The sequence below is a fragment of the Microbacterium sp. USTB-Y genome (assembly GCF_023703415.1).
Classification (GTDB): domain Bacteria; phylum Actinomycetota; class Actinomycetes; order Actinomycetales; family Microbacteriaceae; genus Microbacterium.
This window is the reverse complement of sequence record NZ_JAGMTU010000002.1, coordinates 674,872-687,262: the sequence shown is the minus strand read 5'-3', so window position 1 is coordinate 687,262 and position 12,391 is coordinate 674,872. Positions and strand designations below refer to the sequence as shown.

Genomic DNA, 12,391 nt, shown 5'->3' with positions numbered 1-12,391 from the left:
TCGTCATCGTGGGAGCCGGTCCCGTGGGGCTGCTGCTCGGCTGCCTCCTCGCCCAGGGCGGCGTGGACGTCGCGCTCTGCGAGCAGCGCGACGGCGACGACGTCCGCAGCCGGGCGATCGGGATCCATCCGCCGGGACTCGCGATGCTCGACCGCGCCGGGGCCGGTGCCGCGGTGCGGGCGGAGGCTCTCGCCCTCGCCGGCGGCGAGGTGCTCAGCCGCGGGCGGGTGCTGGCATCGCTCGCCTTCCCGGCCGATCGCCCGGTGCTCGTGCTGCCGCAGCGCCGCACCCACGCCCTGCTGAGCCAGCGGCTGGATCGGCTGTCGCCGGGGGCGCTCCGGGCCGGCTGCTCGGTGAGCGGGGTGCGCGACGAGGGCGGTTTCGTACGGGTCCGTCTCGACGCCGAGGGGAGGCGGAGGGAGCTCACCGCCGCCTTCGCGGTGATCGCGGACGGCGTGCACAGCGGACTGCGCACCGGGCTCGGCCTGGGCTGGCGGCGGCGGGCCGGCAGCGCGCGGTACGCGATGGCCGATGTGCCGGACCCGGATGCCGGCGCCACGGCTTTGCTCCATTGCGGACCCGGCGGACTCGTGGAGTCGTTCCCGCTGCCGGGCGGGTTGCGGCGCTGGGTGGTGCGCGCCGCAGAGGACGAGGACGTCGGCACCGCGGCCGGCTTCCGGGCGGCGATCCGGGTGCGCACCGGGGCGGATCCGGCGATCGGATCCGATGTCGTGCCGGTCGCGTTCACGGCGAGGCAGCACGTCGCGCGTGCTCCTGCGCGCGGACGGATCGCGCTGCTGGGCGACGCCGCGCATGAGATCAGCCCGATCGGCGGACAGGGCATGAACCTCGGCTGGGCCGACGCCGGGAGGCTGGACGCCGCACTGCGCTTCGCCCTGGCCGACGGCGGGGCGGACCTCGGCGACTACGGGCGCCGGACCCTGCGCGCCGCCCGGGGCGCACAGCGTCGCAGCGCCTTCTACATGGCGATGGGCGCGCCGGCGCGGCACGGGCTTCCGCTCCTCGCGCGGGAGCTCCTCATCCGCTCGCTGGGATCCGCGCCGCTGCGCCCGTGGGCGGCCGGACTGGTGACGATGCGCGGCCTGTGAGCGCTCTCGGACGCACCGAGGGCCGGCCACGCACGAGGCGTGACCGGCCCTCGGCCGATCGGATCCGATCAGAGGTTGATCATGTGGCCCGCGAGGCCGTGGAACGCCTCCTGCAGCGCCTCCGACAGCGTCGGGTGGGTGTGCACGTTGCGCGCGGCCTCGAGGGCGGTGAGGTCCCACTTCTGGGCCAGGGTCAGCTCGGGCAGCAGCTCCGAGACGTCGGGGCCGATCAGGTGACCGCCGATGAGCTCGAGGTGCTCCGCGTCCGCGATCAGCTTGACGAAGCCCACGGGCTCGCCCAGGCCGTTCGCCTTGCCGTTCGCGCTGAACGGGAACTTCGCGACCTTGATCTCGCGGCCCTCGGCGCGCGCCTGCTCCTCGGTGAGACCGAAGCTGGCGACCTGCGGCTGGCAGAACGTCGCGCGCGGCATCATCCGGTAATCGCCCAGTGTCATGGTCTCGGCCTTGCCGATGGTCTCCGCGGCGACCACGGCCTGCGCCTCGGCCACGTGGGCGAGCTGCAGCTTGGCGGTCACGTCGCCGATCGCGTAGATGCCCTCGACGTTCGTGCGCATGTGGTCGTCGATGTCGATCGCGCCGCGCTCGGTGAGCTTCACGCCGGTCTTGTCCAGGCCGTAGCCGTCGACGTTCGGGGCGAAGCCGACCGACATCAGCACCTTGCCGGCGGTGATCTCGCCGGGCTGGCCGTCGCGGGTCTCGTAGGTGACGTGCACGGACGAGCCGTTGTCGGTGACGGTCTTCACCGCGGTCGAGGTGAGGATGTCGATGCCGAGCTTCTTGTACTGCTTCTGGATCTCCTTGGAGACCTCGACGTCCTCGTTGGGCAGGGCACGGTCGAGGAACTCGATGATGGTGACCTTGACGCCGTAGTTCGCCATCACGTAGCCGAACTCCATGCCGATGGCGCCGGCGCCGACGATGACGATCGACTCGGGAAGGTCGCGGGTGAGGATCTGCTCCTCGAAGGTGACGACGTTGTCGCTGAGCTGGACGCCGGGCAGCAGGCGGACGGTGGATCCCGTCGCGATGATGACGTTGTCGAACGTCACCTCCTCGGTCGTGCCGTCCGACTTGGCGACCGAGATCGCCTTCGGGCCGGTGAAGGTGCCGCGTCCGTCGTACTCGGTGACCTTGTTCTTCTTCATGAGGAAGTGGATGCCCTTGACGTGGGTCTCCGCGACCTTGCGGCTGCGATCGAACGCCGCTCCGAAGTCGAAGTGCACGTCACCCGAGATGCCGAAGAACTCGGCCTTGTGGGTGAAGGTGTGCGCGATCTCCGCGTTCTTGAGGAGCGACTTCGAGGGGATGCACCCCACGTTGAGGCAGATGCCGCCCCAGTACTTCTCCTCGATGATCGCGGTGGAAAGGCCGAGCTGGGCGCTGCGGACGGCGGCGACGTAGCCGCCGGGGCCAGCGCCGAGGATGACGACGTCGTAGTGTGGCATGCCCTCAGCCTACCGTTCGGCGACACCGCTCCGGGCGGAGGTTGCGGGCCGGATCCTGCTCCCGATGGCGGCGGGCTTCCGATAGGCTGGAACGCCAGAGGAGGGGTGCACAGTGACTGAGAACGACGTTCCCGAAGGCGCCGTCCGCCGCGGCGGAGAACCCGCGCACGACACCACGCAGACGTTCGGACACGACTCCGACCTGTCGTTCGTCCCGTTCGGCGCCGAGCTGACGGAGGTCGAGCAGGCGGCGATCGCCGCGCTCCCTTCCGGTTCCGCGCTGCTGCTGGTCCGCTCCGGCGCTCTCGCCGGAGCCCGGTACCTGCTGGACACGGCGGTCACCACGGTCGGCCGGCACCCGGAGGCGGACATCTTCTTCGACGATGTCACGGTCTCGCGCCGTCACGCCGAGGTCATCCGCACCGGCACCGCGTTCGAGATCATCGATCAGCGGTCGCTGAACGGCACCTACGTGAACGGCGAGCGCGTCGACCGCAGCCCGCTGGGCAACGGCTACGAGGTGCGCGTCGGCAAGTTCCGGCTGAACTTCTTCGCCTCGCCTGTGGATCTCGCGCAGGCGAACTCCTGATGGCGGCGTCGGCCGCCGAGCGCACCGCCCCGACCGGGCTGCTGAGCATCGGCCAGGTCCTCGCGCGCCTGACGCCCGAGTTCCCCGACGTGCGCGCCTCGAAGCTCCGCTTCCTCGAGGAGAAGGGGATCGTGAACCCGGTGCGCACCGCGTCCGGGTACCGCAAGTTCTCCGCCGCCGACCTCGAGCGGATCCGCGTCGCCCTCACCCTGCAGCGTGATCAGTACCTGCCGCTCAAGGTGATCCGCGAGCATCTCGACGCGCTCGAGGCGTCGGGCGGCGCCCCGGTCCTGCCGGCGTCGATCGTGCAGGGGCCGCGCCGCTACCGCCGTGACGAGCTCGTCAGCGCGGCCGGCGCGACGCACGCCCTGCTCGGCGACGCGGTGTCCAGCGGCATGCTGCCGGCCGCCGAGGCGTACCCCGAGTCCGCGGTGTCGCTCCTGCGCGCCCTGGTCGCCCTGGACGGGCACGGGATCGGACCGCGCCACCTGCGACCGCTGCGGCAGAGCGCCGAGCGCGACGTCGCCCTGGTGCAGTCGGCGCTGTCCGCGCTGCTGCGGCGCACCGACACCCCGTCGCGTGCCAGGGCCAGCGAGATGGCTCCCGAGCTGGCATCCCGGCTGGACGAGGTGCGCGCACTCCTCGTCAAGGACGGCATCGGCCGGCTGCTGTCGTAACGAACTGGTTGCGACACACCCCTCGCTCCGCCCGGATGTCGTTGTCGCCGGAGACCTGCTGTTCTAGCGTGGAGTCATCGACTTTCAGGTTGTGGTTGAAGGATTGTGTGCCTTCAGGATGAGGAGGAAGCCATGAGCGCCGACGAACGGGGCGACGCACCGTCGTTCGGGGACGACCTCCTCTTCACCGACGGCCTCCCGGCGATGGACGACGAGGTGGGGTACCGCGGAGCGGTCGCCGCCCGTGCGGCCGGCATCACCTATCGTCAGCTGGATTACTGGGCGCGCACCGAGCTCGTCGTCCCCACCGTCCGCGGGGCGAGCGGTTCCGGATCCCAGCGCCTGTACGGCTTCCGGGACATCCTCGTCCTCAAGCTCGTCAAGGAGCTGCTGAACACCGGGATCTCGCTACAGCAGATCCGCACCGCGGTGGACCAGCTCCGCGCGGCGGGCATCCGGGACCTGGCCGGGACGACGCTCATGAGCGACGGGGCCTCGGTGTACCTCTGCACCTCGAACGACGAGGTGATCGACCTCCTCAGCCGCGGTCAGGGTGTCTTCGGCATCGCCGTGGGCAAGGTGTTCCACGAGGTCGAGGCGACGCTCGTCGAGTTCGACGCGCTGGTGCCCGACCCGATGGACGATCTCGCCGCACGCCGCGCCCGCCGCTCCGCCTGAGCCGCTCCCGCGACGAGAAGAGCCGGTCCCCGAGGGGAACCGGCTCTCGTCGTCTCAGGGGCGCCCGGCGCTCAGGCGCGGGTGTCCTCCGGCAGTGCGATGCGTCCGGTGCGGATGACCCGGTCCAGCAGGGTGTCGAAGTCGGCCGCGAGCTCCTGCGCGGAGTCGCCGGGCCAGATGTGCAGCGGCTTCGCGGCGCCCTGCGCCTGCTGCAGGGAGGTGCGCTCGGGGAGCTGGGGGCTCAGCACCAGCGGGCCGAACATGTCACGCAGCTCCTTGATGCGGAACTGGTGCTCGATCGACTGGGGGCGCACGCGGTTGACCACGATGCCGAGCGGCTGCAGCCGCGGGGAGAGGCCGCGGCGGATCTCCTCGATCGCGCGCAGGGCGCGGTCGGCGGCGGCGACGGAGAACAGGCCCGGCTCGGTGACGACCATGACGCGGTCGCTCGCGGCCCACGCGGTGCGGGTGAGCGCGTTCAGCGACGGCGCGCAGTCGATGAGGACGAGGTCGTAGTCGGCCTCGACGGCGGCGAGCGCCTCCTCGAGCTTCCAGACGTCGCGCACGCTCGGGTGCGGCCCGTCGAAGTTGATCGCGGACGGGCTGCCGATGAGCACGTCGATGGTTCCCGGATGCACCTTCGCCCAGCCGGAGGACGTGATGGCTTGACGGACCACCTTCTCCTTGGGGTTGGCGAGGACGTCGGCGATGTTGAGCCGCCCGGCGACCTGGATGTCCATGCCCGTCGAGACGTCGGACTGCGGGTCGAGGTCGACCACGAGGGTCCGGACGCCGCGGGCGAACGCCGCCGAAGCGAGGCCGAGGGTCACGGTCGTCTTTCCGACACCGCCCTTGAGGGAACTGACGCTGAGTACGTGCACGGAGACCACGTTACCTTCCTCTAGGCTGAGGACACACTCAGCCCCCCGATGCGCGTCGTCGCGCAGAACAGTGTTCGAGGTGCCATGTTCCAGAAGATCCTTGTGGCCAATCGTGGTGAGATCGCCATCCGCGCGTTCCGAGCCGCATTCGAGGTGGGAGCGAAGACGGTCGCCGTCTTCCCCTGGGAGGACCGTGGATCCCTCCACCGTCAGAAGGCGGACGAGTCCTACCAGATCGGCGAGGTCGGGCACCCGGTGCGCGCCTATCTCGATGTGGACGAGATCATCCGGGTGGCGCTGTCCAGCGGTGCGGACGCGATCTACCCGGGGTACGGCTTCCTCTCGGAGAACCCGCAGCTGGCCGCCCGCGCGGCGGAGAACGGCATCGCCTTCATCGGGCCTCCGGCGCACGTGCTGGAGATGGCCGGCAACAAGGTGACCGCGAAGCAGCATGCGGTCGCGGCGGGCGTGCCGGTGCTGCGGTCGACCGATGCCTCCGACGACGTCGACGCACTCGTCGCGCAGGCCGAGGCCATCGGCTTCCCGATCTTCGTCAAGGCGGTCGCGGGCGGCGGCGGACGCGGGATGCGCCGGGTCGAGTCGCTGGGCGATCTGGCCCCGGCGCTGGCCGAGGCCATGCGCGAGGCGGGGAGCGCGTTCGGCGACCCCCGGGTCTTCCTCGAGCAGGCGGTGCAGCGGCCCCGCCACATCGAGGTGCAGATCCTCGCCGACGGCGCCGGGAACACGGTGCATCTGTTCGAGCGGGACTGCTCCGTGCAGCGGCGGCATCAGAAGGTGGTCGAGATCGCGCCGGCGCCGAACCTCGACGACGAGACCCGCAACGCCCTGCACGGATACGCGGTCGCCTTCGCCCGGTCGATCGGCTACGAGAACGCCGGCACGGTCGAGTTCCTGCTGGAGACCGCGGGGGAGCGCGCGGGCGAGGTCGTGTTCATCGAGATGAACCCGCGCATCCAGGTCGAGCACACGGTCACCGAGGAGGTCACCGACGTCGACCTCGTGCAGTCGCAGATCCGGATCGCCGCGGGCGAGACGCTCGCGGACCTCGGGCTGGAGCAGGACGACATCCAGCTGCGGGGTGCGGCGCTGCAGTGCCGCATCACGACCGAGGACCCGGCCCAGGGCTTCCGTCCCGACACCGGTCGCATCACGACGTACCGCTCGCCGGGAGGGGCCGGCATCCGCCTCGACGGCGGCACCACGGCCGCGGGATCCCAGATCAGCCCGCACTTCGACTCGATGCTCGCCAAGCTCACCTGCCGAGGCCGCGACTTCCCGGCCGCGGTGGCGCGGGCCAAGCGCGCGCTCGCGGAGTTCCGGATCCGCGGGGTCTCCACCAACATCCCCTTCCTTCGTGCGGTGCTCGACGACCCGGCGTTCGTCGTCGGCGACCTGTCCACGCTGTTCATCGAGGAGCGGCCGGGGCTGGTCACCAGCAACCCCTCGAGGGACCGCGCGACCCGTCTGCTGAACTGGCTCGCCGATGTCACGGTGAACCGGCCCTACGGGGACAAGCCGCTGTCGCCGTCGCCGGGCAGCAAGCTCCCCGCGATCGACCTGAGCGCGGCGCCGCCGGCGGGCGCCCGGGATCGGCTGCTCCAGCTCGGCCCGGCGGGCTTCGCCCGTGCGCTGCGCGAGCAGACCGCTCTCGCCGTGACCGAGACGACCTTCCGCGATGCGCACCAGTCCCTGCTCGCCACGCGGGTGCGCACCCGCGACCTGGTGCGCGTCGCGCCGCATGTGGCGCGCATGACCCCGCAGCTCCTCTCGATGGAGGCCTGGGGCGGTGCGACCTACGACGTCGCCCTGCGCTTCCTCGCCGAGGATCCGTGGGAGCGCCTGGAGGCGCTGCGGGCCGCGATGCCCAACATCCCGCTGCAGATGCTGCTGCGCGGACGCAACACCGTCGGGTACACGCCGCGTCCCGTCGGGGTGACGAACGCGTTCGTGCGCGAGGCCGCGGCGACCGGCGTGGACATCTTCCGCATCTTCGACGCCCTCAACGACGTGTCGCAGATGCGCCCGGCGATCGACGCGGTGCTGGAGACCGGAACCGCCGTCGCCGAGGTCGCGCTCTGCTACACGGGCGACCTGCTGGATCCGGCGGAGGACCTGTACACCCTGGACTACTACCTGCGCCTCGCGGAGCAGATCGTCGAATCGGGTGCGCACATCCTCGCCATCAAGGACATGGCGGGGCTGCTGCGGCCCGCCGCGGCGGCACGGCTCGTCGCCGCCCTGCGGGAGCGCTTCGACCTTCCGGTCCAGGTGCACACGCACGACACCGCGGGCGGTCAGCTCGCGACGCTGCTGGCCGCCAGCGCGGCCGGCGCCGACGCGGTCGACGCGGCCGCGGCGCCGATGTCGGGCACCACGAGCCAGCCGTCGCTGTCCGCGCTCGTGGCGGCCCTCGCCCACACCGAGCGCGACACCGGGCTGGACCTGCAGGCCGTCGGCGACCTCGAGCCCTACTGGGAGGGCGTGCGCCAGCTCTACCGTCCCTTCGAGTCCGGGCTGACCGCCCCGACCGGACGGGTCTACCACCACGAGATCCCGGGCGGGCAGCTGTCCAACCTGCGCCAGCAGGCGATCGCGCTCGGCATGGCCGACGACTTCGAGCGGATCGAGGACATGTACGCCGCCGCGGACCGGATCCTGGGCCGGATCCCCAAGGTCACCCCGTCGTCGAAGGTCGTCGGCGACCTGGCCTTGGCGCTCGTCGCCGCAGGGGCGGACCCCGCGGATTTCGAGGAGAACCCGCAGAACTACGACATCCCCGATTCCGTGATCGGCTTCATGGCGGGTGAGCTGGGCGATCTCCCCGGCGGATGGCCGGAGCCGTTCCGCACCAAGGCGCTCGCCGGCCGGACGGTGTCGATCGATGTCGTCCCGATCACCGCGGAGGAGCAGCAGGCCCTCGACGGCGAGAGCCGCGAGCGTCGGCAGACCCTCAACCGCGTGCTGTTCCCGGGACCGGCGGCGGAGTTCGAGCGCACCCGTGCGGCGTTCGGGGATCTGTCCGCCCTCGGGACCCCGGACTACCTCTACGGACTGGTGCCGGGCGAGGAGCACGTGGCGGAGATCGACCCGGGTGTGCAGCTCTACGTCGGCCTCGAGGCGATCGGCGAGGCGGACGAGAAGGGCATCCGCACCGTCATGACCACGCTGAACGGACAGCTGAGGCCCGTGTTCGTGCGGGACCGCTCCGTCGCGGTCGACGCGCGCGAGGTCGAGAAGGCCGACACCTCGAAGCCGGGCCAGGTGGCCGCACCGTTCTCGGGCGTCGTCACGGTCAAGGCCGAGGTCGGCGACGCCGTTCGCGCCGGGGAGCCGGTCGCCTCGATCGAGGCGATGAAGATGGAGGCGGCGATCACCGCACCCGTCGACGGCGTCATCGAGAGGCTCGCGATCGGCGCCACGCAGCAGGTCGAGGCAGGGGACCTGATCGTCGTCATCCGGCCGTCGCAGCCGGCGTGAGGAGTCCGGCCGTCGTGTGCGCCCCCGTCGCCGTGCACTAATCTTGTGCGGGCGATGCGCTCCCCACCGGGGCGCGCCGCGGGGGAGAGACAGACCAGCATGAGCACAGAACGCAGGAACACGCAGGGCGAAGACGCCGAGGAGACGCTCGGCGTGCTCGACAGCACGGGCGCCATCAGCACCGCCGGCATCGGATTGCTCGGCGGGGCGACGGCGCAGGTCCCGGTGACGCTGCCCTCGGCCGACGACGAGGACCTCGTCGATGACGACGTCACCGAGGGCGAGGCCTTCACCGATCTCGTCCTCGAGGCCGATCCCGCAGCCTTCGTCCGCGAGGACGACGGCATCGGGCGGATCCATCAGGGCACCGGCGTCCCGGACATCGTGATCGAGATCCCGGCGCCCGTCGCCGAGGAGACCGTGGTCGTCGCCGAGCTCGTCGAGGGGGACGAGACGGATGAGGCCGACGACGAGCCGACGGCCGCCGCCGAGCAGGCCGACGCCGCCGAGCAGATGACGGACTCCGAGGTCGACGACGAGCTCGCTGAAGCCGAAGCCGAAGCCGAGCCTGCCGAAGCCGCTGACGAGCCCGCCGCGGCCGAAGCCGATGACGATCTCGCCGAAGCCGAAGCCGAAGCCGAAGCCGAAGCCGAAGCCGAAGCCGAAGCCGAAGCCGAGGGTCATGTGGACCCGGACGCCGCGGAGGCGCCGTACGACGCCGTCGCGACCGATGCGGCCGTGCCGGAGGACTCGAGCACGGCGCAGGAGTCGCACCCGAGCGCGCCGCGCTCGCCCGACGGCGAACAGCCGGAGCGCCCGGGGTACGGCGCGCAGGCCCCGTCCCAGGACGAGGCCGGCACCGCTGCCGTCGAGCCGCGGGACGAGTCGGAGACGGACGCCCCCGAGGAGCCCGCGCGCGTGGAGCCCGCGGCCGCGGCAGCCGAGAGCCCCATGACGGAACCCGCGGCGGCCCCGGTCCGCGCTCCCTGGCCGGCGCCGTCGCCGATGACGCTCCGCCCGGTCGAGCCGCGTCCGACGCCGGCGACACCTCCCGTATCCGTCCCCCGAGCCGAGGAGCAGACCGTGAACGGAGACGCCGCCCCCGCGCCGGAGACGGAGCTCGCCTCGCGCCGTCTCGACCAGCTGGGCGACCGCGAGCGCGAGAGCGCCGATCTGCTGACGGCGGACCGGCTGCTCGACACCTCGCGGCTCGCGGGGCCCGAGCCCGAGGGCCTGTGGAGCCATCTGCTGTACACGATCTCCGGTCGTCGCATCAACCTCGGCGACGGCAAGCGCGCCCAGCAGCGGAAGGCGCTGAGCGCGCGCATCGCCGCGCCCCTTCCCGGCACGGCGCGCTTCGTGCCGGTGCTGAGCCGCAAGGGCGGAGTCGGCAAGACCACGGTGACCGCGCTGCTCGGCATGGCCCTCGCCGACGCGCGCGAGGACCGTGTCATCGCCGTCGACGCGAACCCCGACCGCGGGACGCTCGCCGACCGCATCGCGCGCACGAACAGCAAGACCGTGCGGGACCTGGTGCGCATCCACGATCAGGTCACCGGCTACCACGACATCTCGGCGGTGGTGTCCCGTGACGCGACCCGCCTGGACGTGCTGGCATCGGACACGGACCCGCGCGTCTCGGAGGCGTTCAACGACGAGGACTACGACCAGGTCGCGTCCGTGGCCGCGCACTACTACTCGCTCGTGCTGACCGACACGGGCACCGGCATCGTGCACTCCGTCATGGCCGCCACGCTGGACCGCGCCGACACGATCGTGATCGTCACCGGTCTCAGCGTCGACGAGGCGCGCCTCGCCTCCGAGACGCTCACCTGGCTCGAGACGAACGGATACGCGGACAAGGTGCGGGAGGCGGTCGTCGTCCTCAACCAGTCCAGCCCGGGATCCCCGATGGTCCGGCTGAGCGAGCTCGAGGCGCATTTCCGCACCCGCGTGGCGCACGTGCTGCGCGTGCCGTACGACGCGCGGATCGCCGCGGGCAGCGCCATCTCCTTCGCCGCACTCCAGCCCGAGACCCGGCAGGCGGCGCGCGAGCTGGCCGCCGTCGTGGTCGAGGGCCTGAGAGCGCAGGCCGCCTGATGACGGTCCGCGAGATCCGCCTCTTCGGAGACCCGGTGCTGCGCACGGTGTGCGCGGAGATCGAGACCATCGACGACGGCGTGCGCGCCCTCGTCGCCGACCTCGTCGACAGCGTCGAGCTGCCCGGCCGAGCCGGCGTCGCGGCGCCGCAGATCGGCGTGGCGCTGCGCGCCTTCAGCTACAACATCGACGGAGACATCGGCTATGTGCTGAACCCGGTGCTGGTCGAGGTGCGCGGGGAGCCCGTGCCCACCGGCGAGGGCTGTCTGTCGGTGCCCGGCCTGTGGCACGACGCGCTGCGCCACCCCTGGGCGCGGGTCGAGGGGATCGACCTCGACGGCGAGCCCGTGGTGCTGGAGGGGGAGGGCCTGCTCGCTCAGGCGCTCCAGCACGAGACCGACCACCTGGACGGCAAGGTCTATCTCTCCCGGCTGGATCCCGAGACCCGGAAGGTCGCGATGCGCGAGGTGCGCGAGAGCTCCTGGTTCTGATGCGGGAGGGATCGGCATGACGGTTCCGGCGGCGCAGCGCGCCCGGGCGGACGGGTTCCGCTCGCTCCACGTCCCGGGGGATCCGCTCGTCCTCGTCAACGCCTGGGATCCCGTGTCGGCCAGGATCACCGAGCAGGCCGGCCTCCGTGCGATCGCGACGACGAGCGCCGGGATCGCCTGGGCGAACGGCAGCGCCGACGGGCACCGCCTCGACCGCGACACCGCGCTGCGCGCCCTGCAGCGGATCGTCGTCGCGGTGGACGGCAGGCTTCCGGTGACGGCGGATCTGGAGGACGGCTTCGGAGCCGGGCCGGCGGCCGTCGCCGAGACCGTCGCGGAGGCCGTCGCCCTGGGCGTCGTGGGCGTCAACCTCGAGGACTCCCTCCGTGCGCCGGGCGAGCAGGCGGAGCGACTCGCCGCGGCACGCGCCGCAGCGGACGCGTCGGGGTGCAACCCCTTCATCAACGCGCGGATCGACACGCATTCCCTGCTCGGCGACGCCGAGCGGTGGATGAGCGAGACCGTGCTTCGCGCTCGCGCGTACGCCGAGGCGGGCGCCGACGGGATCCTCGTGCTCGGCGCGGTGTCCGCGACGGCGCTGCGAGCGCTGGTCGGTGCGGTGGAGGTACCCGTGAACGTGGCTCTCGACGCGACCACGCTCCCGGTCGCAGAACTCGCCGAGGCGGGCGCCGCGCGGATCAGCGTGGGATCCGCGGTCGCGGAGGCCGTTCATGCGGCGACTCTCCGCATGGCGCAGGAGGTCGTGAACGCGGGCGTCGCGACCGAGACGGCGCAGCGGCTGTCGTGGAGCAGGCTCAACGACCTGTTCTGACGCAGCCGCGGATTCGGGCAGAAGAAAGGGCCCCGGGGAATCCCCGGGGCCCTTCCTCCTGCTCGCGCGA

General features: G+C 72.0%; 10 protein-coding genes. 8 read left to right on the top strand and 2 right to left on the bottom strand.

Annotated elements, in window-relative coordinates:
• Positions 1 to 8: 8 nt before the first annotated feature.
• On the top strand, positions 9 to 1,109 hold the full coding sequence (locus J8G10_RS06935) for an NAD(P)/FAD-dependent oxidoreductase (protein WP_251442065.1): 1,101 nt from the start codon (positions 9 to 11) through the stop codon (positions 1,107 to 1,109).
• A gap of 68 nt (positions 1,110 to 1,177) precedes the next feature.
• Here the strand turns inward: J8G10_RS06935 and lpdA are convergent, their stop codons facing one another.
• A complete protein-coding gene (gene lpdA, locus J8G10_RS06930; RefSeq protein ID WP_251442062.1) occupies positions 1,178 to 2,575 on the bottom strand; it encodes a dihydrolipoyl dehydrogenase in 1,398 nt (465 codons plus the stop codon).
• Positions 2,576 to 2,687: 112 nt separating this feature from the next.
• Between lpdA and J8G10_RS06925 the strand changes: the two genes are divergently transcribed.
• From J8G10_RS06925 to J8G10_RS06915, 3 genes are all read left to right on the top strand, one after another.
• Positions 2,688 to 3,164: an FHA domain-containing protein gene (locus tag J8G10_RS06925; RefSeq protein ID WP_251442059.1), complete on the top strand. Its 477-nt coding sequence runs from the start codon at positions 2,688 to 2,690 to the stop codon at positions 3,162 to 3,164.
• Positions 3,164 to 3,841: a MerR family transcriptional regulator gene (locus tag J8G10_RS06920; protein ID WP_251442055.1), complete on the top strand. Its 678-nt coding sequence runs from the start codon at positions 3,164 to 3,166 to the stop codon at positions 3,839 to 3,841. The genes J8G10_RS06925 and J8G10_RS06920 overlap by 1 nt, the downstream gene beginning before the upstream one ends.
• A gap of 132 nt (positions 3,842 to 3,973) precedes the next feature.
• Complete coding sequence (locus J8G10_RS06915; RefSeq protein ID WP_251442052.1) at positions 3,974 to 4,519, top strand: MerR family transcriptional regulator; 546 nt, start codon at positions 3,974 to 3,976, stop codon at positions 4,517 to 4,519.
• Positions 4,520 to 4,590: 71 nt separating this feature from the next.
• On the opposite strand, the gene J8G10_RS06910 is transcribed toward J8G10_RS06915, so the two are convergent.
• The gene (locus tag J8G10_RS06910; RefSeq protein ID WP_251442406.1) at positions 4,591 to 5,400 is read right to left on the bottom strand and encodes a ParA family protein; all 810 of its coding nucleotides are present in this window, start codon (positions 5,398 to 5,400) and stop codon (positions 4,591 to 4,593) included.
• An 84-nt stretch (positions 5,401 to 5,484) separates the two neighbouring features.
• Between J8G10_RS06910 and J8G10_RS06905 the strand changes: the two genes are divergently transcribed.
• The 4 genes from J8G10_RS06905 (at position 5,485) to J8G10_RS06890 (ending at position 12,321) form a co-directional block, all read left to right on the top strand.
• Positions 5,485 to 8,898: a pyruvate carboxylase gene (locus J8G10_RS06905; RefSeq protein ID WP_251442049.1), complete on the top strand. Its 3,414-nt coding sequence runs from the start codon at positions 5,485 to 5,487 to the stop codon at positions 8,896 to 8,898.
• A gap of 99 nt (positions 8,899 to 8,997) precedes the next feature.
• A complete protein-coding gene (locus J8G10_RS06900) occupies positions 8,998 to 10,998 on the top strand; it encodes a MinD/ParA family protein (protein WP_251442046.1) in 2,001 nt (666 codons plus the stop codon).
• Positions 10,998 to 11,489: a peptide deformylase gene (locus tag J8G10_RS06895; RefSeq protein ID WP_251442043.1), complete on the top strand. Its 492-nt coding sequence runs from the start codon at positions 10,998 to 11,000 to the stop codon at positions 11,487 to 11,489. Before J8G10_RS06900 ends, J8G10_RS06895 begins: the two co-directional genes overlap by 1 nt.
• A gap of 16 nt (positions 11,490 to 11,505) precedes the next feature.
• Positions 11,506 to 12,321, top strand: a complete 816-nt coding sequence (locus J8G10_RS06890; RefSeq protein WP_251442039.1) for an isocitrate lyase/phosphoenolpyruvate mutase family protein — start codon at positions 11,506 to 11,508, stop codon at positions 12,319 to 12,321.
• The last annotated feature ends 70 nt before the right edge of the window (positions 12,322 to 12,391 follow it).

What these genes read in the sequence shown, in the direction of transcription:
- lpdA (WP_251442062.1), bottom strand. Translation starts at nt 2,575, where the DNA reads ATGCCACACTACGACGTCGTCATCCTCGGCGCTGGCCCCGGCGGCTAC.
- J8G10_RS06920 (WP_251442055.1), top strand. Translation starts at nt 3,164, where the DNA reads ATGGCGGCGTCGGCCGCCGAGCGCACCGCCCCGACCGGGCTGCTGAGC.
- J8G10_RS06915 (WP_251442052.1), top strand. Translation starts at nt 3,974, where the DNA reads ATGAGCGCCGACGAACGGGGCGACGCACCGTCGTTCGGGGACGACCTC.
- J8G10_RS06905 (WP_251442049.1), top strand. Translation starts at nt 5,485, where the DNA reads ATGTTCCAGAAGATCCTTGTGGCCAATCGTGGTGAGATCGCCATCCGC.
- J8G10_RS06900 (WP_251442046.1), top strand. Translation starts at nt 8,998, where the DNA reads ATGAGCACAGAACGCAGGAACACGCAGGGCGAAGACGCCGAGGAGACG.
- J8G10_RS06895 (WP_251442043.1), top strand. Translation starts at nt 10,998, where the DNA reads ATGACGGTCCGCGAGATCCGCCTCTTCGGAGACCCGGTGCTGCGCACG.
- J8G10_RS06890 (WP_251442039.1), top strand. Translation starts at nt 11,506, where the DNA reads ATGACGGTTCCGGCGGCGCAGCGCGCCCGGGCGGACGGGTTCCGCTCG.